Origin of the sequence: Streptomyces musisoli (genome assembly GCF_016741855.1) — a bacterium.
Taxonomy (GTDB): domain Bacteria; phylum Actinomycetota; class Actinomycetes; order Streptomycetales; family Streptomycetaceae; genus Streptomyces; species Streptomyces musisoli.
Window position 1 is genome coordinate 42613 of record NZ_JAERRH010000011.1, and the last position, 25140, is coordinate 67752.

The window sequence follows — 25140 nt, forward strand, 5'->3', positions numbered from 1 at the left end:
CCAGCATCGGCATGGAGGCTGTGACGGGGCGCACGTTCCGCGGCGCCGCCTGGGCCGGTACAGGTACGCCCCGCGCCCGCCCGAACCGGTTCGCGTACGCCCCCCGCCCGCCCGAACCGGTTCGCGTACGCCCCCTGCCCGCCCGAACCGGCGCGCATCCGCGCCCGCACCCGCATCGCACCCGCACCGGCACCCGCTCACATCGGTGCGCGTACGCATCTGCGCCCACTCGTACCGGCCTGACCGGGCGCGGGCGCCCGCGCCCGGTCAGGCCGGTACGCGGACGCCCGCCAGGTTCTCGATCATGCGGCGGGCGCTGGGGCCCACCACGGCGGCCCAGTCGCCGGGGGCGTCCGTCAGCCAGCGGGCCATGCACGCGGCGAAACCGGGCACGTGCCGGCCGAGGTCGACCAGACCGCGGTCGAAACGGGTGGCACCCTCGGGCGTGCGGACGAGGAGCAGCCCGGTGCGGTGGACCAGGCCACGGACCTCGTCCTCCCGGCGGTGGCCGCCCCCGCTCCAGCCGCCGTCCTCGTCCCCGGCCCCTCCCCCGTCCCCCGGTGCCGCCACCGCGTGCAGGACGGCGTCCAGGACGGCCGGGTCCTGCTCCCGGGCGAGCAGGACCTCCAGCAGTTCGCGGCGCAGCGGGCGCGAGGCGGGCGTGCCGGCGGCGGCCAGGACGGTGGCGAGGGCCGCCCGGACCTGCTCCGGGCCGCCGTCGAGCAGGCCGGTGACGAGGGGCAGCAGGACCGGGCGGGCGGTGGGACCCTGTTCGAGGCGGCGGTCGACATAGCCGGCGACATGCCCGGCGGTCTCGGGGCGCAGCCGCACCGCCTCCCGGACCAGGGCGGCGACCCGGAGGGCGAGGGCCGGGGTGGTGACCTCGGCGAGGGTGCGCAGGGCCGCTCCGGTCTCCGGGCCGCCCGCGTCCGGTGCGCGCAGCCGGGCCCGGAACGCCTCCAGGACCGGCTCCGCGTGCGTGGTCAGGGCCGGGACCAGGGCGTCCGGCGGGAACTGCGGGTCACCGTCGGCGAAGTGGCGCAGTGCGGTGGGCAGATACCGGTCGCGGGTGTGCGGGTCGCGGACCAGCAGCGCCAGGGCGCCGCCGTGCAGGGTGCAGTCGGCGGGGCGGGAGAGCAGGGCGAGGGCGGCGTAGCGCAGCAGCTCGCGGTCCGCGTCGGAGCGGACGTACGGCGCCGCACGCAGCCCGAACGACACCGCCGCCACCCGGCGGGCGGGGCGTTCGTCGTGCGCCCAGCGGTCGACCGCCCGGCAGAGGGCCGACGGCTCCTCCTCGGCGAGAACGCCGAGCAGTTCGTCGGCGCGCTTGTGGGCGCAGGCCACCAGCACCTCGGTCAGTTCGTCCAGGGCGCCGTGCCGGTGGGTGTGCAGCAGCGCCTGCGCCGCGGTGGCCACGGTGGCGTGCGGGGTCGCCGGCAACGGCCGCTCGTCGGCGAACCAGTGGGTGAGCAGGGGCTGTACGACGACCGGGGCGGCGGCGAGCAGTCCCGCGACGGCGTCCAGGTAGCGGTCACCCGCCGCGGGTGGTGCCGCGTCCGCCAGCACGAGCCGGCGCAGCAGGTCGAGGCGCTCGGTGTCGGTGACGGGCAGCGCCGTCCAGAAGGCGGGGCCGAACTCGGCCGGTACGGGCCGCCGGGCGCGGCGCCAGGCGACGACGCGGTCGGCGAGCAGGCGCAGCTCGCCGGTGTACGGCGTCGCGTCCGGGGCCTGGAGCAGGGTGCGGGCGAGCAGCCGGGCGGCCCACCAGGAGCCGGTGTCGTGGTCCAGGGCGTCGACCAACTCCTCGAGACGCAGGGCGAGTTGCCGGGTACCGTGCTGGCGGGCCAGGAGCAGCAGGGACTGTACGACGGGGCCGACGCGGTGGTGCGGCACCGGGACGGGGCGGTGGGTCTCGCCCGACTCGCCCGCGCGGTGCACCAAGGCGCGCAGCGCCTCGTCCAGGTCGAGGTGCATGCCCTGGATCCAGTCGGCCAGGTCCTCGTGGGCGAAGCGGTAACCGTCGCCGGCCGGCACGAGGAGGCCCTCGGCGAGGACGGCGGAGGCCCAGCCGGTACCGCCGCCGAGCCGGGCCGGGGCGGATCCCCAGGGGAACACCGCCTCGAACGACTCGCGGTCCAGTTCCCCCTGGCCCGGGCCGAGGCTGCGCCGGGCGGCCTCGTGCACCTGCCCGGCCACCCGCGCCGCGAGCCGTCGTACGGGCGTACCGCGCAGGCCGCCGGCGGCGGCGAGGCGGACCGCCACGCGCAGGCACATCAGGTCGAGGTGGGCGGCGAAGACGTCGTGCCGGTCGAGGGGCGCCGTGACCGGGGCGTCGGGAACGGCGGAGCGGACCTCGGACAGCAGCCGGAGGGTGAGCGGGTGCCGCGCGTCGCGTTCGGCGAGCACGCCGTCCGGGATCCCGTGCCGGGCCCGGGCGAGCCGCCCCTCGTCGACGGTGAGGTCACCGACCCGCACGCAGGAGGGCAGCGGACCGGCCGCCCCTGCCGGACCCGCGCCGCCGTCCGCCGGAATGTGGAGCAGCCCCTCCGGGAAGGCCCCTCCGGCGCGTTCCCAGTGTTCCTCCCGGCAGGCCACCACGAGGCGGGCGCCGGTCTCGCGCAGCCAGTCCGCCGTGCCCCGGGTCCACTCGGGCAGGCGGTGGGCGAGGACCGGGGGCATCTCCTCGGGGCCGTCGAGGAGGAGCAGCAGGGGGCGGCCCGCGCGGGCGGCGTGGCGGGCCAGGTGTTCGGGGGTGACGTCGCCGAGGTCCTCGGGCCGGACGGAGCGGGAGGCGGCGACGATCCGGGCGGCTCGCGCCAGGGTGCGGCGGGCGGCGTCGGCCACCGAGTCGTCGGCGTCCGTCAGATCGGCGCCGCGCAGCCACAGCGTGGGGGCGGGCCGCTCGCCCCGGGCGCGGCGGGCGGCGTGGGCCGCGAGTTCCGTCGTACGGCCGCTGCCCGGGGCGCCGACCAGGGCGAGCACGGGCCGGTCGCCGTCGGTGAAGGCGGCGAGTTCCCGGGCGATGCCGGCGCGTTCGACCGGCACGACGGCCTCCGGGGACACGGTGCCCGGACGGCCGGTGCCCAAATGTCCGGTGCCGAAGTGGGTGGTGCCCGGATGCCCGCCGTCCACATGCTCAGTGCCCGGGTCCGCGGTGCCCGGATGACCGGTGCCCGGACAACGGGCGTCCGGATGCCCTGTGCCCAGGTCCGCGGTGCCTGGGTGACCGGCGTCCGGATGACCGGCGTCCGGATGACCGGCGTCCGGATGCCCCGTTCCCGGCTGCCCGCCGTCCACATGCTCAGTGCCCGGATTCGCGGTGCCCGGATGACCGGTGTCCGGGTGCCCGGTGCCCGGGTCGGTGGTGGCCGGGTACGCGGTGAGGGCTCCCGGCGGTCCGTCCTGGCCCACCGAGGTGGTGGTCAGCTGGAGGATGCCGGCGAGGTTGAGGTCGGCGCCGTAGCCGGGCACGGTGGCCGCGTTGCGGGCGAGCAGGGCCGCGAGGGCGCCGTCGGCGGGCCGCAGCGGGACCGCGAAGCCCGCGTCGCGCTCGGCGGTGTGCAGGGCGGTGCCGAGGACGCCGACGACAGCGCCGGTGCGGGCGTCGAGCACCGGTCCGCCGGCCGCGCCCCCGCCGAGCCGGAGCGCGTCCCGGCCTGCTGTGCCGATGGCCAGCTCCAGCACGTCGTCCAGCAGGTGGAAGCGGTCCGTGGCGGTGTACGTCACCTGCGTGGCGGCCAGCACCCGCGCCTCGCGCCAGCAGCCGGCGACGACCCGGACGTAGGTGCCGGCGTCGATGCGTTCCCGCACGGTCAGCGGCAGCGGCTCCACGTCGAGGCCCTCGGTGCGCACGAGGGCGAGGTCCAGCTCGGGCAGCGGGGTGACGGCGTCGGCGCCGACCACGCAGGTGCGGTCGCCTGCGGCGTGCAGCACCAGCCGGGGCAGGCCGTCGACGGTCTCGTGGCTGGTGAGCAGGGTGCCCTCGTGGTCGGCGAGGAAGCCGAGGCCGCGTGGGCGGCCGGCCAGGTCGCGGATGCGGACGAGGGCGGCGTCGACGCGACCGGTGTCCACGGCGCCGGAGCCGCCCGGGCCCTCGGTGGTGTCATGGACCGCCTCGTCGGCGCCCACGCCCCCGTGCGCACCCGGTACGCCACCCATACCCGGTCCCCCGTGCACCTCCGGCCCGCCGCAGACACCCGGTCCGCGGCACGCACCCGGCTCACCGGCCGCACCCGGTACGCCACCCATACCCGGTCCCCCGTGCACCTCCGGCCCGCCGCAGACACCCGGTCCGCCGCACGCACCCGGTTCACCGGCCGCACCCGGTACGCGGCTCGTACCCGGTTCACCGGCCGCAGCCGGTACGCCACACGCGCCCACTCCTCCGCGCGCGCCCGGTCCGCCGTATGTGCCTTCGCCGTACACGCTCTCCCCGAACGCGCGGTCGTCCGCCGCGTGGCTCTCCGCCGCGCGTTCCTGCGCCCGGTGACCGCCCGCGCGACGAGCGTGAGCGGAGCGACTCGGCTGCCCCGCCTCGTCCCGCTGATCCCGGCGCCCGCCTCCGGTGCGCGGGCCCCGTCCCACCATGGCCGTACCTCCCCGCCCGTCCCCGTGCCCTGCCTGTGACGGTAGGCGCGTGATGATCGGCGGGACAGATCGCGCGGTGAACGCGCCCCCTTCCGCTCCCCTGGTTCACTCCGAGCGCCCGTCCAGTCGGGTGAATAGGCGCGGGCTGCTGGATAACCCTAGGGGTGGGGGAACCGAGGGGGGATCGTGGAGCGGCGGCCGAGCCGACCCCGTGGCCGGCCGCCGCTCCACGGCAGACGGTCCCGGGGGCCGGCCCGAACGAGGCCCCTTGCCGAGCGGATCAGCCGAAGACGGCCAGGCTCTTCGCCTTGCCCCGGTGCTCCTCGACGAGCGCGAGGAAACGGCCCTCGGGGTCGAAGACGGCCACGGGACCGGCGCCCGCGTACTCGTCCGGCATCTCCAGCCGGACGCCGTTCAGCAGCAGCCGGGCCCGCTTGGCGTCGACCCGCCAGCTCCGGAAGGCCGCCGACGCGGCGTCGGCGATCGGCATCACGGTCAGCTCCTGCTGGAGCTGGTCCAGCGTCTTCGCCGCATCCAGCTTGTAGGGGCCGACCCGGGTGCGCCGCAGGGCGGTGAGGTGGCCGCCGACGCCGAGGTCGGCGCCCAGGTCACGGGCGAGGGCGCGGATGTAGGTGCCGGAGGAGCAGACCACCGACACCACCAGGTCGAGCACGGCGGTGCCGTCCTCGGCGACGGCGTCCCGGACGTCGTACACGGTGAAGGACGCGACGGTCACCGGCCGGGCGGGGATCTCGAAGTCCTCGCCCTCCCGGGCCCGCTTGTAGGACCGTACGCCGTCGATCTTGATGGCGCTGACCTTGGACGGCACCTGCATGATGTCGCCGCTGAGCTTGGCGATGCCGGCGTCGATGGCGTCGCGGGTCACCTTGGAGGCGTCGGTGGACGAGGTGATCTCGCCCTCGGCGTCGTCGGTGACGGTGTTCTGGCCCAGGCGGACGGTGCCCAGGTACTCCTTCTCGGTGAGCGCGAGGTGCCCGAGGAGCTTGGTGGCGCGCTCGACCCCGAGGACCAGGACACCGGTCGCCATCGGGTCGAGGGTGCCGGCGTGGCCGACGCGGCGGGTCCTCGCGATCCCCCGCATCTTGGCGACCACGTCGTGCGAAGTGAAGCCCGACGGCTTGTCGACGATGACGAGGCCGTCGGGCGTGGTGTGCTTCTGGGTCATTCCGCGACGTCGCCGTCCGTGTCGGTCTCGTCGTCCGCCGGCTTCCGGTAGGGGTCGGCGCCGCCCGCGTACGAGGCGCCCGTGGCCGCCTCGCGGACCTTCTCGTCGGACTGCCGGGCCTTGTCGAGGAGGTCCTCGATGGTCCGGGCGGTGTCCGGCAGGGCGTCCGCGACGAAGGTCAGCGTCGGAGTGAACTTCACCCCGGCCGCGCGGCCCACCTCGGAGCGCAGGACGCCCTTGGCGCTCTCCAGGCCCGCGGCGGCGGCCTGCCGCTCCTCCTCGTCGCCGTAGACCGTGTAGAAGACGGTCGCCTCCCGCAGGTCACCCGTGACCCGGGTGTCCGTGATGGTGACGTGCGAGCCGAGCCGCGGGTCCTTGATCCCGCGCTGCAGCTTCTGGGCCACCACCTCCCGGATGAGGTCCGCCAGCCTTTTCGCCCGCGCGTTGTCGGCCACTGGTCCGTCTCCCGTTCTTTCTCTTGCTTGCGTTCTGTGGTCAGTCGTCGTCGCCGTGGAAACGCCGTCGTACGGACAGCAGTTCCACCTCGGGGCGGCCGGCGACCAGCCGCTCACACCGGTCCAGTACGTCGGTGATGTGCGCCGCGTCGCCGGAGACCATGGCGAGGCCGATGATCGCCCGCCGGTGGAGGTCCACGTGGTCCACCTCGGCCGCGCTCACCGCGTACTTCCGCTGGAGTTCGGCGACGATCGGGCGGACGACGGAGCGCTTCTCCTTCAGCGAGTGGACGTCGCCGAGGAGGAGGTCGAAGGACAGAGTCCCCACGTACATGTGTGTAACCGGTTCACCCGCCGGTACGGGATCGATGGCCCCGGATCCGTGTGGCCGGGGACATCAAGAACCGTACAACGAAGCGGCCCGCGCGATCGACGGATATTACGCTCCGTGGCCCGTGTGCACGGGCCGCGAAGGGGCCGCAAACGCCGTGCCGGCCGACGGGACCGAAGAGTCCCGTCGGCCGGCACGGACCGTAGGCGTTACGCCCGCGGCTTCTCGCGCATCTCGTACGTCGCGATGACGTCGTCGACCTTGATGTCGTTGAAGTTTCCGAGGTTGATACCACCCTCGTAGCCTTCGCGGATCTCGGTGACGTCGTCCTTGAAGCGACGCAGACCCTCGATGTTGAGGTTCTCGGCGATGACCTTGCCGTCGCGGACCAGGCGCGCCTTGGTGTTGCGCTTGACCTCGCCCGAGCGGATGAGGACACCGGCGATGTTGCCCAGCTTGGACGACTTGAAGACCTCGCGGATCTCCGCCGTACCCAGCTCGACCTCTTCGTACTCCGGCTTGAGCATGCCCTTGAGGGCCGCCTCGATCTCCTCGATCGCCTGGTAGATGACCGAGTAGTACCGGACGTCCACACCCTCGCGCTCGGCCATCTGCGCCGCGCGGCCGGCCGCGCGGACGTTGAAGCCGATCACGATGGCGTCGGAGCCCATCGCCAGGTCGATGTCGGACTCCGTGACCGCACCGACACCACGGTGCAGGACGCGGATGTCGACCTCTTCGCCGACGTCCAGCTGGAGCAGGGACGACTCGAGCGCCTCGACGGAACCGGAAGCGTCACCCTTGATGATCAGGTTCAGCTGCTGGACCTCGCCGGCCTTGAGCACCTTGTCCAGGTCCTCGAGGGAGACACGGCGCGTGCGCTTGGCGAACGCGGCGTTGCGCTCACGGGCGGCACGCTTCTCGGCGATCTGACGGGCCGTACGGTCCTCGTCGACCACCAGGAAGTTGTCGCCCGCACCCGGGACGTTGGTCAGGCCCAGGACCTGGACCGGCGTCGACGGGCCGGCCTCGGCGACGTTGTTGCCGTTGTCGTCGAGCATGGCGCGGACGCGGCCGTAGGCGTCGCCCACCACCATCGTGTCGCCGACCCGCAGGGTGCCTCGCTGGACGAGGACCGTCGCCACGGCACCGCGGCCGCGGTCGAGACGGGACTCGATCGAGATGCCCTGCGCGTCCTGGGCCGGGTTGGCCCGCAGGTCGAGCGAGGCGTCGGCCGTGAGGACCACGGCCTCCAGCAGCGAGTCGATGTGCAGACCCTGCTTGGCGGAGATGTCGACGAACATCGTGTCGCCGCCGTACTCCTCGGCCACCAGGCCGTACTCGGTCAGCTGACCGCGCACCTTGGTCGGGTCGGCGCCCTCGACGTCGATCTTGTTGACCGCGACGACGATCGGGACGTCGGCCGCCTTCGCGTGGTTGAGCGCCTCGACCGTCTGCGGCATGACGCCGTCGTTGGCCGCGACGACCAGGATCGCGATGTCGGTCGACTTCGCACCACGGGCACGCATGGCGGTGAACGCCTCGTGACCCGGGGTGTCGATGAAGGTGATCTTGCGCTCTTCGTCGTTGACCTCGGTCGAGACCTGGTAGGCACCGATGTGCTGGGTGATGCCGCCGGCCTCGCCCGCGATGACGTTCGTCTTGCGGATGGCGTCGAGCAGTCGGGTCTTACCGTGGTCGACGTGACCCATGACGGTGACGACCGGCGGGCGGACCACCAGGTCCTCCTCGTCGCCCTCGTCCTCGCCGAACTCGATGTCGAAGGACTCGAGCAGCTCGCGGTCCTCCTCCTCGGGGCTGACGATCTGAACCGAGTAGTTCATCTCGCCCGCGAGGAGCTGCAGCGTCTCGTCGGAGACGGACTGCGTGGCCGTGACCATCTCGCCGAGGTTCATCATCACCGCGACGAGCGACGCCGGGTTGGCGTTGATCTTCTCGGCGAAGTCCGTGAGCGACGCGCCGCGGGAGAGACGGATGGTCTCGCCGTTGCCGCGCGGCAGCATCACGCCGCCGACGCTCGGGGCCTGCATGGCCTCGTACTCCTGGCGCCTCTGCCGCTTCGACTTGCGGCCACGACGCGCGGGACCACCCGGACGGCCGAAGGCGCCCTGCGTGCCACCGCGGCCACCGGGACCACCGGGACGGCCGCCGAAGCCGGGACGGCCACCGCCGCCACCGCCGGGACCACCCGGACGGCCGGCGAAGCCGCCGCCACCGCCACCGGGACCACCGGGACGGCCGGCGAAGCCGCCACCGCCGCCACCGGGACGGCCGGCGAAGCCGCCACCGCCCGGACGACCGCCGCCGCCACCGGGACGACCGCCGCCACCGGGACCGCGGCCACCGGGGCCACCGCCGCCGGGACGCGGGCCGGCAGCCGGACGCTGCGGCATCATGCCGGGGTTCGGACGCGGACCGGCCGGGCCGGGACGCGGACCGCCCTGCGGGCGGGGCATGCCCGCCGGCGACGGACGGGGACCGCCCGGAGCCTGCGGACGAGGACCGCCGCCCTGGGCGCCGGGCGCCTGCGGACGGGGACCGGCGCCGGGGGCACCGGGGCCGCCGGGACGCGGGCCGCCCTGCGGGCGCGGGGCCTGCGGACGGGCCATGCCGGCGTTGCCGCCGGAGGTGAAGGGGTTGTTGCCCGGACGCGGACCGGCCGGACGGGCACCCGGACGCGGGGCCTGGCCACCGGGGCGCGGGGCACCCTGACCCGGACGACCCTGACCCTGCCCCTGACCGCCGGCCGGACGGCCACCGGGCTTCGGGGCACCCGGACGGGCGCCGGGACGCGGACCCTGCGCGGCCGGGGCCTGCGGAGCCTGCGCGGCCGGGGCGGCCGGCGGAGCGGTGAACTCCGGGGCGGCCGGAGCCGGACGCGGCGCGGGCTTCGGACCCGGAACCGGACGCGGGCCCGGGGCGGGCGCGGACGCCGCGGGGGCCGACGGGGCCGCCGGCTGCTGGGCCGCGGGGGCCGTCGGGGGCTTGGGGGCCGCCGGCTTCGGAGCAGCCGGACGGGCCGCCTGCGCCGGAGAGGGCGCGGCGGGCTTGGGGGACGACTTGCGCGGGGCGGGCTTGCCGGCGGACTTGCCGTTGCCACCCTGGAAGGCGTCGGTCAGCTTGCGTACAACCGGCGCTTCGATGGTCGAAGACGCCGAACGGACGAATTCACCGAGTTCCTGGAGCTTGGCCATGACGACCTTGCTCTCGACACCGAACTCCTTGGCGAGTTCGTAGACCCGGACCTTAGCCACTTCGCTCCTTTGAGGTCCGGGTTGAAGCCGGACCGTCGTTAGTTCATGGGCGTACTCATCGCGTACTCATCGAGTGCTCATCGCAATCTCGACCTGCTTTCGACTCGCGAGGTACCAGGCCGCACGGGGTTCCGTACGGCATGTCTTACGGCGTTGCCTGCTCGACAACTGTTGTCTGCTCGACGTATCGACGCAACGCCTTTGTGTCGAGCGCTCCCGGGGCGCGCAGTGCCCGCGAGAACGCCCGGCGGCGTACCGCCTGGTCGAGACAGACCAGGGCGGGGTGTACATAGGCACCCCGGCCGGGCAGCGCACCGCGAGGATCGGGGGCGCACGCGTCCTCGATCTTCACGATCCGCAGGAGATCGTCCTTGGCCGCCCGCTCCCGGCACCCCACACAGGTGCGTTCAGGGCATGCTCGGGTGTGCGTCCGGCCAGACACGGATAAGTCTACCTCCCCGTACCGACCTCACCCCTTTGGGGCAAGAATCGAACGGCTGTTGTCGTGATCTCAGCGGCGAACGGCTCGGAACTATTCCCCGGCCTGCTCGGTGTCGGGCCGGATGTCGATCCGCCAGCCGGTGAGCCGGGCGGCGAGGCGGGCGTTCTGGCCCTCCTTGCCGATCGCCAGCGACAGCTGGTAGTCCGGCACGGTCACCCGTGCGGAGCGGGCGGCCATGTCGACGACTTCCACCTTGCTCACCCGAGCGGGTGACAGGGCGTTCGCGACCATCTCGGCCGGATCATCCGACCAGTCGACGATGTCGATCTTCTCGCCGTTCAGTTCGCCCATCACGTTGCGCACCCGGCCGCCCATGGGGCCGATGCAGGCGCCCTTGGCGTTCAGGCCCGAACGGGTGGACCGCACGGCGATCTTCGTACGGTGACCGGCCTCACGGGCGATCGCCGCGATCTCCACCGAGCCGTCGGCGATCTCCGGCACCTCCAGGGCGAAGAGCTTCTTCACCAGGTTGGGGTGCGTACGGGAGAGGGTCACGGAGGGGCCGCGGACGCCCTTGGCCACGCGGACGACGTACGAGCGCAGCCGCATGCCGTGCGGGTAGGTCTCGCCGGGGACCTGCTCCTGCACCGGCAGGATGGCCTCCAGCTTGCCGATGTCCACGAGCACGTTCTTCGGGTCGCGGCCCTGCTGGACCACGCCGGTGACGATGTCGCCCTCGCGGCCTGCGTACTCGCCGAGCGTCGCGTCGTCCTCGGCGTCGCGCAGCCGCTGGAGGATCACCTGCTTGGCGGTGGTGGCGGCGATCCGGCCGAAGCCGGACGGGGTGTCGTCGAACTCGCGGACCTCCTGGCCCTCCTCGAGGTCCTCCGGGTCCTCCTTCGCCCACACGGTCACATGCCCGGTCTCCCGGTTGAGCTCCACGCGCGCGTGTCGGCGGCTTCCCTCGGTGCGGTGGTAGGCGATGAGGAGGGCCGACTCGATCGCCTCGACCAGCAGGTCGAAGGAGATCTCCTTCTCCCTGACCAAGCCCCGCAGGGCGCTCATGTCGATGTCCACGGCTACGCCTCCTCCTCTTCCTTCATGTCCTTCTTGTCCTTGCGGTTGAACTCGACCTGCACGCGCGCCCTGTCGATCTCCGGGAAGCCGAGTCTGCGGGCGGTGGCCTTGCGGCCCTTCACCCCGGGAACCTCGACCTCGAGGCCGTCCTCGTCGACCTTCAGGATCCTGGCGACCAGCTCGCCGCCCTCGGTCAGCTGGAACTTCACGAGGCGGTCGGTGGCACGCACATAGTGGCGGTGCTCGGTGAGGAGGCGCTCGGCGCCGGGGGTTCCGACCTCCAGGTCGTAGGCCGCGTCACCCATCGCGTTGGTCTCGTCGAGCTTCGCCGAGAGCGCACGGCTCACATCGGCGATGGCGTCCAGATCCGCACCGGTGTCGGAGTCGACGACCACACGCAGCACCCGCTTGCGTCCTACGGAGTCCACGGCGATCTCTTCGAGATCCAGCCCCTGGGAGGTGACGAGCGGTTCCAGCAGCTCTCGCAGCCTCTCGCTCTGGGTGGTGCTCATCCGGGTGACTCCTCGGCCGCGTGTGCTGTTGTGGGATGGGTCGCGTGTCTGGTCAAAGGGTATCCGGTCGCGGGGACTGATGCCGTCCACCCGTGGCCGGGCGGTGCCGGTGAGTGGTGGGCACGGGGCACGCGGGTACGGTGATCACGGGTGTGCCGCCCGCCGGCTGTACCGCCTTCGCCGTTCCCTTCGTACGAGTTCCCGAGGACGTCTGCAGTGCCGCATCCCCTACCGCCGCCCGCCCGCTCGGGGCCGCGCAGAAGATCCGTGCTCGCCTCGGCCGCGGGCGCCGCCCTGCTGGCGGGCTGCTCGACCGGTCCGGACTCCGGCGACGACGGCCCGTCGGCCGCCTCCCGGGCACGCGCGCGTGCGGCCCGGGACAGCCGGGGGCTCCTCCAGCGGTACGACGCCGTGCTCGCCGCGCATCCCGGGCTGGCGGACCGGCTGCGCCCGCTGCGGACCCAGGTCGCCGCGCACGCGGAGGCCTTCGAGGAGGGGGCGCCGGCCTCCGGCCCTGGGACGGCCACCGCATCGGTGACGGCCTCGGCCTCCGCCGCGCCCGTCCCGGCCACCGAGAAGGACGCCGTCGCCGGGCTGGCGGCGGCCGAGCGCGCCCTGTCCGACCAGCGCGCCAGGGATCTGCTGGAGGCGCCGGGCGAGCTGGCCCGGCTGCTGGCGTCGGTCGCGGCGGCCGGGGCCGCGCACGCTTACCTGCTGACGGAGGGGAACCGGTGAGCGACGCAGCGGAACGGGCCGGACAGGCCGAGCTGACGGCGCTGCAGGCGGCGCTGGCGGCGGAGCACGCGGCGGTGTACGGGTACGGCGTCGTCGGCGGGCGGATCGTGGAGCGGCGCCGGGCCGAGGCGCGGGCGGCGTACGACGCCCACCGGGCCCGGCGGGACATGTTGGTGCGCGCGGTGCGGGACCTGGGCGGTGCCCCGGTCGCCGCGAGCGCCGCGTACGCCCTGCCGTTCCCCGTGCGGGACGGGGCCGCCGCGGTACGGCTGGCCGCGCGGCTGGAGCAGCGGGTGGCCGGGGTGTACTCGGACCTGGTGCGGGCGGCGACCGGCACGCGCCGGGCCGATGCGGCCGGGGCGCTGCGGGAGGCCACGGTGCGGGCGCTGCGCTGGGGCGGGGAGAGCGTAGCCTTCCCTGGGCTCGCCGAGCGGTCCGGCGAGCAGACGGGCGCGGCCGGCACGACGCCGTCGGCCTCCGCCTCGGCGAAGCGCTAGGCAGCGGTACGGCAGGGCCGGCTTTCACGGCAAGGCCCCGAGAGGAAGGGAACGACTCGCGCATGGCTTTCGAACCGCCGCCGCGCCTGGTGCGTGCGCTCGGTGAGACGGCGCCGGCCGGGGACGACTGGCTGGCGCAGCTGCCCACGGTGGCCGAGCGGGCCGTCGCCCGGCGCGAGTTGACCGTCGAGCGGGTGCAGGTGCCGGGCGGGCGCAGCAGCCTGGTGGTGCTCGTGCGGCGGCCGGACGGCACCCCGGCGGTGCTGAAGCTGGCGCCGCCCAGGGCCCGTCCGGAGGGCGAGCGGGCGGCGCTGGCGCACTGGGCCGGGCTGGGCGCCGTACAGCTGCTCCGGACCGACGGGGACGACGCGGGTGACGAGGCGCTGCTGCTGGAGCGGCTGCACCCGGACGTGTCGGTGCGCTCGCTGCCGGAGGCGAAGGCGCTGCTGGAGGCGGCGGGGACGCTGCGCAGGCTGTGGGTCGAACCGCCGGCCGGGTATGTCTTCGAGACGGTCGCCGAGCGCACCGGGCGGCAGGCGGCGGCCATGCGGGCGAGCGCCGGGACCGAGCCGGAGGCGGCTCCCCTGGTGGAGTCGGCGCTCGCCGCCCGCGAGGAGCTGCTGGCCGCGCCACCCGGGCACCTGCTGCTGCACGGCACGTTCCGGCAGAGCAAGGTGCTCGCGGGCGAGCGGATGCCGTGGCTCGCGGTGGGGCCGGACCCGGTGGTCGGGGAGGGCGCCTTCGATCTGGCGCGGCTGGTCCGGGACCGGGTGGAGGACCTGATCGCGGCGCCGTCGGGCCCGTCCATCACCCGGCGACGGATCAAGCGGCTCGCGGAGTCGCTGGAGGTGGATCAGGAGCGGCTGCGGGGTTGGACGCTGTTCCGGGCGGTGGAGTCCGGCGTCCGCGCCCTTCGGGTGGGACGGCCGAAGGACGCGGAGCTGCTGCTCGAGTTCGCCGGGTGGCTGTAGGGCTGTCGAGCGGCGGCGGTCGAGAGAGACCGGTTGAGCGGGGCGGCCGAGCGAGGGGCGGCCCGGGGCGGCCCCGGCCGTCGTGTACCCGCGGGTTTCCCGGCAGTCACGCGTGGTCCCGGCCGTCGTGTACCCGCGGGTTTCCCGGCAGCCCGGGGCGGTCCCGGCCGTCGTGTGCCCGCGGGCTTGCAGCAGTCACGCGTGGTCCCGGCCGTCGTGTACCCGCGGGTTTCCCGGCAGCCCGGGGCGTCGTGTGCCCGCGGGCTTCGCAGCAGTCACGCGTGGTCCCGGCCGTCGTGTACCCGCGGGTTTCGCGGCAGCCCGGGGCGGCCCCGGCCGTCGTGCCCGCGGGCTTCGTCGTGGCTGGTCGCGCCGTTGCTCGCGCCCCTTCGCAGGCCGGCCTCGCTCCGAAGGCCGGGGCGGACAGCCGCACGCCGGGCAGCCCGGCATCGGACGGCCGCACATCGAAGCGACCGCCGCGGCCCCTTCCGGGGCGCGGCGGTCTCGGCCGGGGTCCGGCCGTCAGGCCGTCAGGCGGGCGATCGCTTCCTCCACCGGGAGTTCCTCGCGCTCACCGGTCTTGCGGTCCTTCAGCTCCAGCACGCCCTCGCCGGAGCGGCGGCCGGCGACCAGGATCTGCGGGACACCGATCAGCTCGGCGTCGGTGAACTTCACGCCCGGGGAGACCCCGGCCCGGTCGTCCACCAGGACGCGGACGCCCGCGGCGGCGAGCTTCTCGGCGACGTCGAGCGCCAGCTCCGTCTGAAGCGCCTTGCCGGCGGCGACGACGTGCACGTCGGCCGGGGCGACCTCCTTGGACCACACCAGGCCCTTGTCGTCGGCGGACTGCTCGGCGAGCGCGGCGACGGCGCGGGAGACGCCGATGCCGTAGGAGCCCATGGTGACGCGGACCGGCTTGCCGTTCTGGCCGAGCACGTCCAGCTTGAGCGCGTCGGCGTACTTGCGGCCCAGCTGGAAGATGTGGCCGATCTCGATGGCGCGGTCCAGCTTCAGACCGGTGCCGCACTTCGGGCAGGGGTCGCCCTCCTGCACGACGACGACGTCCACGTACGCGTCGACCTCGAAGTCCCGGCCGGCGACGACGTTCTTCGCGTGCGTGTGCTCCTTGTTGGCGCCGGTGATCCAGCCGGTGCCGGGCGCCACGCGCGGGTCGGCGATGTACGTGACCTTCTCGCCGAGGCCCTGCGGGCCGACGTAGCCGCGGACCAGGTCGGAGCGCTCGGCGAAGTCCGCCTCGGTGACCATCTCGACGGCGGCCGGGGCGAAGTGCGCCTCGACCTTGCCCATGTCCACCTCACGGTCGCCGGGCACGCCCACGGCGACGATCTCGCCGTCCACCTTGACCAGCAGGTTCTTCAGGGTGGCGGAGGCCGGGACGCCGAGGGAGGCGGCCAGGGTCTCGATGGTCGGGGTGTCGGGGGTGGGGATCTCCTCGAGCGCGGGCACGGCCGAGCCGTCCACCGGCTTCAGCTCGTAGGTGATCGCCTCGGTGTTGGCGGCGAAGTCGCAGTTCGGGCAGTCGGCGAAGGTGTCCTCGCCAGCCTCGGCCGGGGCGAGGAACTCCTCGGACTTGGAGCCGCCCATGGCACCGGCGGTGGCGGCGCAGATGCGGTAGTCGAGACCGAGGCGTTCGAAGACGCGCTGGTAGGCCTGACGGTGCAGGGCGTAGGACTGGGCGAGGCCCTCGTCCTCCGTGTCGAAGGAGTACGAGTCCTTCATCAGGAACTCACGGCCGCGCAGGATGCCGGCGCGGGGGCGGGCCTCGTCGCGGAACTTGGTCTGGATCTGGTACAGGATCACCGGCAGGTCCTTGTAGGACGTGCACTGGTCCTTGACCAGGAGGGTGAAGATCTCCTCGTGGGTGGGGCCGAGGAGGTAGTCGCCGCCCTTGCGGTCCTTGAGCCGGAACAGCTCCTGGCCGTACTCGTCCCAGCGGCCGGTGGCCTCGTAGGGCTCACGCGGCAGCAGGGCGGGCAGCGAGACCTCCTGGGCGCCGATGGCGTCCATCTCCTCGCGGACGATCCGCTCGACGTTGGCGAGGACCTTCTTGCCGAGGGGCAGCCAGCTCCAGATGCCGGCTGCCGTGCGGCGGACGTAGCCGGCGCGGACAAGGAGCTTGTGGCTGAGGACCTCGGCGTCCGCCGGGTCGTCGCGCAGCGTCTTCGCCATCAACTGGGACATGCGCTGGACCGGTGCGTTCGCCATGGTTCTCGTACTCCTGCCGGGAAAACAGTGATGGCTAGGAGGTTAGCCGGGCCGACTGGGCCGGTGGAAATCGGTTAGCGCCTGCGGAGCGGCAGCGGGGCGCCCATCACCGCGTACGGCCGGGGCGCGCTCGGGAAGTGGACCTGGCGGGCGAGGTCGACGTAGCCGAGGGAGTGGTAGAGGCCGCGGGCGGGGCTGTCGGTGTCGATCGCGGAGAGGATCGAGCGGGGTTCGGCGGCGCTGTCCGTGATGGTGGTGATCAGGCGGCGGCCGATGCCGCGGTTCTGGTGGTCCGGGTGGACGTGCAGCTCGGTGATGACGAAGGAGTCGTCGAGCCAGAAGTCGTTGCCGCCCGCGCGGAGGTAGGGCTCCACGACGGTGGACCACCAGTGGGTACGGCTGTTGGGCATGCCGTAGACGAATCCGATCAGCTGCCCCCGGCTGGTGGCGCCGAGGGCCCGTGCGCCCCGGTACTGCATGTGGCGCTGGACGATCTGGCGGCGTACGGCGACTTCGTCCGGGCCGAGTCCGAAGGCGATGGCCTGGACGGCCAGGGCCTCGTCGACGTGGGCTGCGAGGTCCAGGGGGCCGATCACGAGGTCCATGCCGGGAGGGTACAGGGGAGTCAAAACAGTACGCTCATGAAGGCTCCCACCTCTTGGAAGCCCACCTTGAGGTACGTCCTTCTCGCCGCCGTGTTGAAGTCGTTGACGTACAGGCTGACGACCGGGGCCACGTCCTCGAGGGCGTAGCGCAGTACCGCCGCCATGCCGGGGGCCGCCAGGCCCTTGCCCCGGTATTCGGGGGCCACCCACACGCCCTGGATCTGGCAGGCCTGGGGAGTCGCCGCGCCGATCTCCGCCTTGAACACGACCCGGCCCCGGTCGTCGACGCGGGCGAAGGAGCGGCCGGAGCCGACGAGTTCGGCGACGCGGGCCTGGTAGAGGAGGCCGCCGTCGCCGGACATCGGGGAGACGCCGACCTCCTCGGTGAACATCGCCACGCACGCCGGCATGATCGTTTCCATCTCGTCCTTGCGGACGCGGCGGACGTGGGGGTCGGGTGCGATGTCGGCCGGCATGCGGTCGGTGACCATCAGCGGCTGGTGGGCGCGGACCTCGCGGGCCGGGCCCCACTGCGGCTCCAGCAGCCGCCACAGCTGGGCGGTTGCCTCGGCGGGGCCGACGATGGAGGAGCAGCGGCGGCCGGTCCGGCGGGCGCGGTCGGCGAAGGCGCGGACGGCGCGCGGGGTAGCACAGATGGGGACGAGATTGGCGCCCGCGTAGCACAGGGACGTGAGCATGCCGTCCTCGTACCAGCCCCACATCTCGCCGCCGAGGCGCCAGGGGTCGAGGCCCGCGACCTGGACCCGGGAGGCCACGAAGGCGTTCGCGACCGGCTCGCGGTCGAGGACGGCGAGCGCGGCGTCAAGGTCGCTCGGTTCGAGCACCCGGGAGGTGGTCTGGGTCAACACGTGCGGGGCCTCACCCTGGGTTTCTGCTGGTCCCGGCACTATAACTGCGCCGCTCGGGCCGTGCGCCCCGGAGACCGGACGCCCCCGAACTCCGGTGCGCACGGCCCGGGAGGTACCCGCTCGCGGCGGAGTCACACCGCGCCCCGGCCCGCGGGCCCCTTGCGGGGCCGGGGGCCGGGGGGCAGCGGGTGGCTCAGCCCGCCACCGAGACGGTCGGCTCGCCGGAGGCCGTGCCCTCGGCCTCCATCCGCTCGGCCAGCTTCATGGCTTCCTCGATGAGGGTCTCCACGATCTTGGACTCGGGGACGGTCTTGATGACCTCGCCCTTGACGAAGATCTGGCCCTTGCCGTTGCCGGAGGCGACGCCGAGGTCGGCCTCGCGGGCCTCGCCGGGGCCGTTGACGACACAGCCCATGACGGCGACGCGCAGCGGGACCTCCATGCCGGTCAGGCCGGCGGTGACCTCTTCGGCGAGCTTGTAGACGTCGACCTGGGCGCGGCCGCAGGACGGGCAGGAGACGATCTCCAGGCCGCGCTGCTTGAGGTTCAGCGACTCCAGGATCTGGAGGCCGACCTTGACCTCCTCGGCCGGCGGGGCCGACAGGGAGACGCGGATGGTGTCGCCGATGCCCTGGGAGAGCAGCGCGCCGAAGGCGACCGCCGACTTGATCGTGCCCTGGAAGGCCGGGCCGGCCTCGGTCACGCCGAGGTGCAGCGGGTAGTCGCACTGCTCGGCGAGCTGGCGGTACGCCTCGATCATCACGACGGGGTCGTTGTGCTTGACGGAGATCTTGATGTCGCGGAAGTCGTGCTCCTCGAAGAGGGACGCCTCCCACAGGGCGGACTCGACGAGGGCCTCGGGGGTGGCCTTGCCGTACTTCTGGAGCAGACGACGGTCCAGGGAACCGGCGTTGACGCCGATCCGGATCGGCGTGCCGTGCTCCTTGGCGGCCTTGGCGATCTCCTTGACCTTGTCGTCGAACTGCTTGATGTTGCCGGGGTTGACACGGACCGCGGCACAGCCGGCCTCGATGGCCGCGAAGACGTACTTGGGCTGGAAGTGGATGTCCGCGATGACCGGGATCTGCGACTTCCTCGCGATGGTGGCGAGGGCGTCGGCGTCGTCCTGGGTGGGGCAGGCGACGCGGACGATCTGGCAGCCGGACGCGGTCAGCTCCGCGATCTGCTGGAGGGTGGCGCCGATGTCGGACGTACGGGTCGTGGTCATCGACTGGACCGAGACGGGCGCGTCTCCGCCGACCGCCACGCTTCCGACCTGGATCTGCCGGCTCTTCCGGCGCTCGGCGAGCTTGGTCGGAACGGACGGCATGCCGAGAGAAATCGCAGTCATCTGCTGTGCAACCCCAAGTCGTGGATCAACATCCGGTCCCGTGAACAGCGGGCTCCAGAGTCCGAGATTACGGCACCGGGGCGGACGCCAGCACATCCCGTACGCAAACCCACTCAATGGGAGGCGGCCCGGAACCACGGGGGTCCGGGCCGCCTGGAACGTCGGACGGCTAGGAGATTTTGACCGGGTTGACCACGTCGGCGATCAGTACCAGGACGGTGAAGCAGACGAAGATCCCGGCCACCACGTACGCCACCGGCATCAGCTTGGCGACGTCGAACGGGCCGGGGTCCGGCCGGCGCAGCACCCGGGCGACGTTCCGCCGCAGGGACTCCCACAGGGCGCCCGCGATGTGCCCGCCGTCCAGCGGGAGCAGCGGGAGCATGTTGAACAGGAACAGGGAGAGGTTGAATCCGGCGACCACGAACACGGCCATGGCCAGCTGCTGCGAGGCCGGGATGTCCAATGTGGCGATCTCGCCGGTGACCCGGGCCGCGCCGACGATGCCCATCGGGGAGTCCGGCTCGCGCGGGCCGTCACCGAAGGCGGCGTCCCACAGGGCCGGGATCTTGCCGGGCAGGGCGACGAGGGAGTCGACGGCGTCGCCGACCCGGTCGCCCATCCAGGTCACGGACTGACCGAAGTCCTGCTTGACGACACCGCGGGCCGGGGTGAAGCCGAGGAAGCCGGCCTTGACGTACTGGCCCTGGATGTAGGCGCCGCTGGAGTCCTTCTTGTTGACCTGGTTGGTGGCGATCCTCGCGTGCAGGGTCAGCTCCCGGCCCCCGCGTTCGACGACGATCGCCACGTCCTTCCCGGCGCTCTCGCGGATCCGGTCGGAGAGGGCGTTCCAGTTCTCGGTCGGCACGCCGCCCAGGGAGAGGATCCTGTCGCCCGCCTTCACACCGGCGTCCGCGGCCGGGGAGGCCGGGTCGGACTTCTTGCAGGAGTCGCGGTGCTGACTCTGCGCGATGACGCAGGGCGAGACGGACTCGACGGTGGTGGTCTCCTGCTGGATGCCGAAGCCCATCAGCACGGTGAGGAACAGGCCGATCGCGAGCACCAGGTTCATGAAGGGGCCCGCGAACATGACGATGATCCGCTTCCACGGCTTGCGCGTGTAGAACATGCGCGTCTCGTCACCCGGCCGGAGTTCCTCGAAGGCCGCCGAGCGGGCGTCCTCGATCATGCCGCGCCACGGCGAGGTGGAGCGGGCGGAGACCCGGCCCTGGTCGTCGGGCGGGAACATGCCGATCATGCGGATGTAGCCGCCGAGCGGGATGGCCTTGATGCCGTACTCGGTCTCGCCCTTCTTCCGCGACCAGACGGTCGGGCCGAAGCCGACCATGTACTGCGGGACCCGGATGCCGAAGAGCTTGGCCGTGGACAGGTGCCCCAGCTCGTGCCACGCGATCGAGACGAGCAGGCCGACCGCGAAGACCACTATGCCGAGGATGAACATCAAGGTCGTCATGCACGCGCCTCCGCGGTCGCCGTCGTGGCTGTGAGTTCGCGGGCCCGGGTCCTGGCCCAGGTCTCCGCTTCGAGGACGTCCGACACCGTGAGCGAGGTTCCCGAGACCGGGGTGCCGTGTTCCTCGACCACCCGGGTCACTGTCTCCATGATCCCGTTGAAGGGCAGCGCGCCGTTCAGGAAGGCCGCGACGCACTCCTCGTTGGCCGCATTGAACACCGCCGGGGCCGTCCCCGCGAGCTGCCCCACGTGCCGGGCGAGGTTCACCGAGGGGAAGGCCTCGTTGTCCAGCGGGAAGAACTCCCACGTGGAGGCCTTGCTCCAGTCGAAGGCGGGCGCCGCGTCCGGGACGCGCTCGGGCCAGCCCAGACCGATGGCGATCGGCCCGCGCATGTCGGGGGGCGTCGCCTGGGCGATCGTGGATCCGTCGGTGAACTCGACCATCGAGTGGACATACGACTGGGGATGCACGACCACCTCAATGCGGTCGAAGGGAATGTCGTAGAGGAGGTGTGCCTCGATGACCTCCAGCCCCTTGTTGACCAGGGTCGCCGAGTTGACGGTGATCACCGGGCCCATCGCCCAGGTGGGGTGGGCGAGGGCGTCCTGGACGGTGACGTCCGCCAGCTCGGCCTTGGTCCGGCCGCGGAAGGGGCCGCCGGAGGCGGTGACGACCAGCTTGCGGACGTCGGCGCGGGTGCCGGCGGCGAGGGCCTGGAAGAGGGCGGCGTGCTCGGAGTCGACCGGGATGATCTGGCCGGGCTTGGCCAGCGCCTTGACCAGCGGGCCGCCGACGATCAGCGACTCCTTGTTGGCGAGCGCGAGCGTCCGGCCCGCCTCCAGGGCGGCCAGGGTCGGGGCGAGGCCGATGGAGCCGGTGATGCCGTTGAGCACGGTGTGGCAAGGGGAGGCGGCGACCTGGGTGGCCGCGTCGGGTCCGGCGAGGATCTCGGGCAGCGGCTCCCCGCCGCCGTACTCGGCGACGAGCGCCTCGCGCAGCGCGGGTACGACGTCCTCGCGCGCGACCGCCACGGTCCGCACCCGCAGGCGGTGCGCCTGCTCGGCGAGGAGGGCCACCCTGCCGCCGTTCGCGGAGAGGGCGGTGACGCGGAAACGGTCGGGGTTGCGCAGCACGAGGTCGATGGCCTGGGTGCCGATGGATCCGGTGGAGCCGAGGATCACCACGTCCTTGGGGCCGTCACCGGGGACGGGATCGTAGACGAGGTGCGGGTCGGCGAGGGGTGCCGGATGGGCGGGACTGTCGGTCATCCCCCCATTGTTGCCGCAAGCGGTGACGGCCTGGACAGCGCGTCCCTCGGGCGGGTGCGTCGACGGCCTCCCGCGCCGGCCGGGACGGCGCTTCCCGCGGGAGCCGGCGTGCGGATCCGGCGTGCGGATCCGGTGCCGGTCCCGCAGGCGGGGGCCAACGCCCGGGGGGCGTACGGGGACACGCGACGGCGGAGGGTGCCGCGCCACAGCCGGAGCCGCAGCCGCAGCCGCAGCGAGAGTGGGAGTCGGAATCGGAGCGGGAGCCGGAGTCGGAATCGGAGCGGGAGCCGGAGCCGGAGTCAGAGCCGCAGCCGGAGTCGGAGTCGGAGTCGGAGTCGGGCAATGGTTCCGCGCGGCCGGCGGCTCCGGGGGACGCTGGGCCGTGGCGTCACTCGGGTGCGAAGGAGAAGCTGCGCCACAGGCCGGCGGACCCGACGACGTTGTCGGACGACGGGCCGTCCAGGTAGACGCTCTCCCCGCCCCGCGGCACCGTGCAGTCCGGTGTCGAGTACATGATGAGACTGCTCGTCGTGTAGTTGTCGACGCGGGTCACGCCCTCGGGGAAGCGGTGGCACCCCCCGATCACCAGGTTCGAGACGGTCTCCACGTGCCGTTCGCCGTTGTGCGCGACGATCTGGCCGTTGGCCTGGTCGTCGCAGGCGGTGAGCGCGAGGCCGAGCACTGCGATACCGGAGAGCGCGGCCATGGACCGGGAAACGGGCATCGGGCCTCCTGGGCCGGGGGACGGACGGGCAGCTGCCGGGGGGCGTCCTGCCCCCACTATCCGTCAGAGCGGCCGGCCGCGCCCTCCGCATGCCATCCAACCGGTGACACGGCGGCGCACCCCGGCGCACCCCGGCGCCCGCGGACGGTCGGGCGGCCGACCGCCCGGCCGCCCGGCCGCCCGGCCTCGACGTAATGGGCTCTCCGTGCGGCGGTGGGCCGTCGAACGCCCGGCCGCACCATCGCCGCCGGGGCCACCGTGCGGCGGTGGGCCGTCGTACGCCGGATCGGCCGCCTCGGACAGCGGTGCGGCCCGGCCGTGCGATGCGCATGGCTCGCGATCGCCGGCCGGGCCGCACCCCGCCTCTCCGCCGCACCCCGCCTCTCCGCCGCACTCCGCCCCGGCACGAGGCGGGTCCGAGCGGATCCGAGTCCGCCCGCGCCGGGGAACCGGGGATCAGCCCCCGGACGGGTGAACGGTCCTGTCGGTCCCACCCGGGGGCGTGAGGGTTCCTTCGCCCGCGCTCACCCGGACGCGTCCTCGCCGCCGAAGGGACGGCGGGCGTTCTCGCGGGCCGAGGGTCCGGGGGTGGCGTCGGCGATCCACGGGCCCTCCCCCGAGGGATCGAGGACGCCCTCCTCCAGCCAGGCGTAGGCCCCGCCGAGGACGCCCTCGACCACCTTGCCGTCCAGGTCGTCGGTGTTGGTCCACAGGCGCGTGAAGAGTTCGTCCACCCGGATGCGGGCCTGCCGGCAGAACGCGTCGGCGAGCTGGTAGGCGGCGCGGCCGTGCTCGCCCTCGCCGCGCAGCCGCTCGGCGCGGACACAGGCCGCGCTCATCGCGAACAGTTCGGCGCCGATGTCCACGATCCGGCCGAGGAAGCCCTGCTTGGTCTCCATCCGGCCCTGCCAGCGGGACATGGCGTAGAAGGTGGACCGGGCCAGCTTGCGGGCGGTGCGCTCGACGTAGCGCAGGTGACCGGAGAGGTCGACGTGGTGCTTGAACTCGCCGTAGGACGTGGGGAACTGGCCGGGGCCGGCGACCAGCTTGGGCAGCCACTTGGCGTAGAAGACGCCCGCGTTGGCGCCCGCCCTCGCCTTGTCGGACAGGGACTTGTCGGGGTCGATCAGGTCACCGGCGACCGAGAGGTGGGCGTCCACGGCCTCCCGCGCGATGAGCAGGTGCATGATCTCGGTGGAGCCCTCGAAGATGCGGTTGATGCGCAGGTCTCGCAGGATCTGCTCGGCCGGGACCGGGCGCTCGCCGCGCGCCTTGAGGGACTCGGCCGTCTCGTAGCCGCGTCCGCCGCGGATCTGGACCAGTTCGTCGGCCATCAGCCAGGCCATCTCGGAGCCGTAGAGCTTGGCGAGGGCGGCCTCGATGCGGATGTCGTTGCGGTCCTCGTCGGCCATCTGGGAGGACAGGTCGAGCACCGCCTCCAGCGCGAACGTGGTGGCCGCGATGAAGCTGATCTTGGAGCCGACGGCCTCGTGCAGCGCGACCGGCTTGCCCCACTGCTCGCGCTCCGCCGCCCATTCCCGGGCGATCTTCAGGCACCACTTGCCGGCGCCCGCGCACATGGCGGGCAACGACAGCCGGCCGGTGTTCAGCGTGGTGAGCGCGATCTTCAGCCCCGCGCCCTCGGGTCCGATCCGGTTGGCGGCCGGTACCCGGACCTGGTGGAAGCGGGTGACGCCGTTCTCGATGCCGCGCAGGCCCATGAAGGCGTTGCGGTTCTCGACCGTGATGCCCTCCGAGGCCGCCTCCACCACGAACGCGGTGATGCCGCCCTTGTGGCCCTCGGACTTCGGCACCCGGGCCATGACGACGAGCAGGTCGGCGACCACCCCGTTGGTGGTCCACAGCTTCACCCCGTCGAGGACGTAGTCGTCGCCCTCGGGCACGGCCGTGGTGGCGAGACGGGCCGGGTCGGAGCCCACGTCCGGCTCGGTGAGCAGGAAGGCCGAGATGTCGGTGCGGGCGCAGCGGGGCAGGAAGGCGTCCTTCTGCTCCTGGGTGCCGAACATCTTCAGCGGCTGCGGTACGCCGATCGACTGGTGGGCGGAGAGCAGCGCGCCGACGGCGGGACTGACGGAACCGACCAGGGCGAGCGCCTTGTTGTAGTAGAGCTGGGTGAGGCCGAGGCCGCCGTACTTCGGGTCGATCTTCATGCCGAGCGCGCCGAGTTCCTTCAGGCCCGCCACGACCTCGTCGGGGATGCGGGCCTCGCGCTCGATGCGGGCGGGGTCGATCGTCGTCTCGCAGAACGCGCGCAGCTTCGCCAGGAACTCCTCGCCCCGCCGGACGGACTCGGCGTCGGGGAGCGGATGGGGATGGATGAGGTCGAGCCGGAAGCGCCCGAGGAACAGTTCCTTGGCGAAGCTGGGCTTGCGCCAGTCCTGTTCCCGGGCGGCCTCCGCCACCTGGCGGGCTTCACGCTCGGTGACGGTGGTGCGTTGGGTGGTGGGGGCGGACATGAGGCTCACCTCGCCGCGAAGAGGGATGATTCGGACCGTTCGTTACCGACCAGTGCTACTGGATCGTTGGTACCCGAA

At 73.2% G+C, this 25140-nt stretch carries 20 protein-coding genes; 4 read left to right on the plus strand and 16 right to left on the minus strand.

The window, feature by feature from the left end:
* Positions 1-267 precede the first annotated feature (267 nt).
* Positions 268-4158 (minus strand): hypothetical protein, encoded by a 3891-nt coding sequence (locus JK361_RS26350; protein WP_372448740.1) that lies wholly within the window; start codon positions 4156-4158, stop codon positions 268-270.
* Here JK361_RS26350 and JK361_RS26355 point away from each other — a divergent pair.
* Positions 4105-4626, plus strand: a complete 522-nt coding sequence (locus JK361_RS26355) for a hypothetical protein (RefSeq protein ID WP_201822400.1) — start codon at positions 4105-4107, stop codon at positions 4624-4626. The genes JK361_RS26350 and JK361_RS26355 overlap by 54 nt on opposite strands.
* Positions 4627-4867: 241 nt before the next feature.
* Here the strand turns inward: JK361_RS26355 and truB are convergent, their stop codons facing one another.
* The 7 genes from truB to rimP all read right to left on the minus strand — a co-directional run bounded on the left by truB (position 4868) and on the right by rimP (position 11865).
* Positions 4868-5773: a tRNA pseudouridine(55) synthase TruB gene (gene truB, locus JK361_RS26360; RefSeq protein ID WP_201822402.1), complete on the minus strand. Its 906-nt coding sequence runs from the start codon at positions 5771-5773 to the stop codon at positions 4868-4870.
* Positions 5770-6228, minus strand: coding sequence for a 30S ribosome-binding factor RbfA (gene rbfA, locus JK361_RS26365; RefSeq protein ID WP_201822404.1), 459 nt, complete (start codon positions 6226-6228; stop codon positions 5770-5772). The genes truB and rbfA overlap by 4 nt, the downstream gene beginning before the upstream one ends.
* Before the next feature lie 40 nt (positions 6229-6268).
* Positions 6269-6562 carry a DUF503 domain-containing protein gene (locus tag JK361_RS26370; protein WP_201822406.1) on the minus strand — a complete coding sequence of 98 codons (294 nt, stop codon included), beginning with the start codon at positions 6560-6562 and terminating at the stop codon, positions 6269-6271.
* Positions 6563-6768: 206 nt separating this feature from the next.
* Positions 6769-9834 (minus strand): translation initiation factor IF-2, encoded by a 3066-nt coding sequence (gene infB / locus JK361_RS42425; protein ID WP_201822407.1) that lies wholly within the window; start codon positions 9832-9834, stop codon positions 6769-6771.
* Between the two features lie 145 nt (positions 9835-9979).
* The gene (locus JK361_RS26380; protein ID WP_201822408.1) at positions 9980-10276 is read right to left on the minus strand and encodes a YlxR family protein; all 297 of its coding nucleotides are present in this window, start codon (positions 10274-10276) and stop codon (positions 9980-9982) included.
* Between the two features lie 90 nt (positions 10277-10366).
* A complete protein-coding gene (gene nusA / locus JK361_RS26385) occupies positions 10367-11353 on the minus strand; it encodes a transcription termination factor NusA (protein ID WP_201822409.1) in 987 nt (328 codons plus the stop codon).
* 2 nt (positions 11354-11355) lie between these two features.
* A complete protein-coding gene (rimP, locus tag JK361_RS26390; protein WP_201822410.1) occupies positions 11356-11865 on the minus strand; it encodes a ribosome maturation factor RimP in 510 nt (169 codons plus the stop codon).
* Between the two features lie 216 nt (positions 11866-12081).
* Between rimP and JK361_RS26395 the strand changes: the two genes are divergently transcribed.
* From JK361_RS26395 to JK361_RS26405, 3 genes are all read left to right on the plus strand, one after another.
* The gene (locus JK361_RS26395; protein ID WP_201822411.1) at positions 12082-12600 is read left to right on the plus strand and encodes a hypothetical protein; all 519 of its coding nucleotides are present in this window, start codon (positions 12082-12084) and stop codon (positions 12598-12600) included.
* A complete protein-coding gene (locus tag JK361_RS26400) occupies positions 12597-13097 on the plus strand; it encodes a ferritin-like domain-containing protein (RefSeq protein WP_201822412.1) in 501 nt (166 codons plus the stop codon). The genes JK361_RS26395 and JK361_RS26400 overlap by 4 nt, the downstream gene beginning before the upstream one ends.
* A gap of 62 nt (positions 13098-13159) precedes the next feature.
* Complete coding sequence (locus tag JK361_RS26405) at positions 13160-14068, plus strand: aminoglycoside phosphotransferase family protein (RefSeq protein ID WP_201822413.1); 909 nt, start codon at positions 13160-13162, stop codon at positions 14066-14068.
* A gap of 522 nt (positions 14069-14590) precedes the next feature.
* Here the strand turns inward: JK361_RS26405 and JK361_RS26410 are convergent.
* From JK361_RS26410 to JK361_RS26445, 8 genes are all read right to left on the minus strand, one after another.
* Complete coding sequence (locus JK361_RS26410) at positions 14591-16294, minus strand: proline--tRNA ligase (RefSeq protein WP_201822414.1); 1704 nt, start codon at positions 16292-16294, stop codon at positions 14591-14593.
* 74 nt (positions 16295-16368) lie between these two features.
* Entirely contained in the window at positions 16369-16899 is a 531-nt protein-coding gene (locus JK361_RS26415; protein ID WP_201822416.1) for a GNAT family N-acetyltransferase, read from the minus strand.
* 20 nt (positions 16900-16919) lie between these two features.
* The gene (locus tag JK361_RS26420; protein WP_201822418.1) at positions 16920-17768 is read right to left on the minus strand and encodes a GNAT family N-acetyltransferase; all 849 of its coding nucleotides are present in this window, start codon (positions 17766-17768) and stop codon (positions 16920-16922) included.
* A 193-nt stretch (positions 17769-17961) separates the two neighbouring features.
* On the minus strand, positions 17962-19119 hold the full coding sequence (gene ispG / locus JK361_RS26425; protein WP_201822419.1) for a flavodoxin-dependent (E)-4-hydroxy-3-methylbut-2-enyl-diphosphate synthase: 1158 nt from the start codon (positions 19117-19119) through the stop codon (positions 17962-17964).
* Between the two features lie 169 nt (positions 19120-19288).
* Positions 19289-20593: a M50 family metallopeptidase gene (locus tag JK361_RS26430; protein ID WP_201822420.1), complete on the minus strand. Its 1305-nt coding sequence runs from the start codon at positions 20591-20593 to the stop codon at positions 19289-19291.
* Positions 20590-21861: a 1-deoxy-D-xylulose-5-phosphate reductoisomerase gene (gene dxr, locus JK361_RS26435; RefSeq protein WP_201822421.1), complete on the minus strand. Its 1272-nt coding sequence runs from the start codon at positions 21859-21861 to the stop codon at positions 20590-20592. The genes JK361_RS26430 and dxr overlap by 4 nt, the downstream gene beginning before the upstream one ends.
* A gap of 388 nt (positions 21862-22249) precedes the next feature.
* A complete protein-coding gene (locus JK361_RS26440) occupies positions 22250-22585 on the minus strand; it encodes a hypothetical protein (protein ID WP_201822422.1) in 336 nt (111 codons plus the stop codon).
* A 524-nt stretch (positions 22586-23109) separates the two neighbouring features.
* Positions 23110-25062 carry an acyl-CoA dehydrogenase family protein gene (locus tag JK361_RS26445; RefSeq protein WP_201822423.1) on the minus strand — a complete coding sequence of 651 codons (1953 nt, stop codon included), beginning with the start codon at positions 25060-25062 and terminating at the stop codon, positions 23110-23112.
* Positions 25063-25140: the final 78 nt, after the last annotated feature.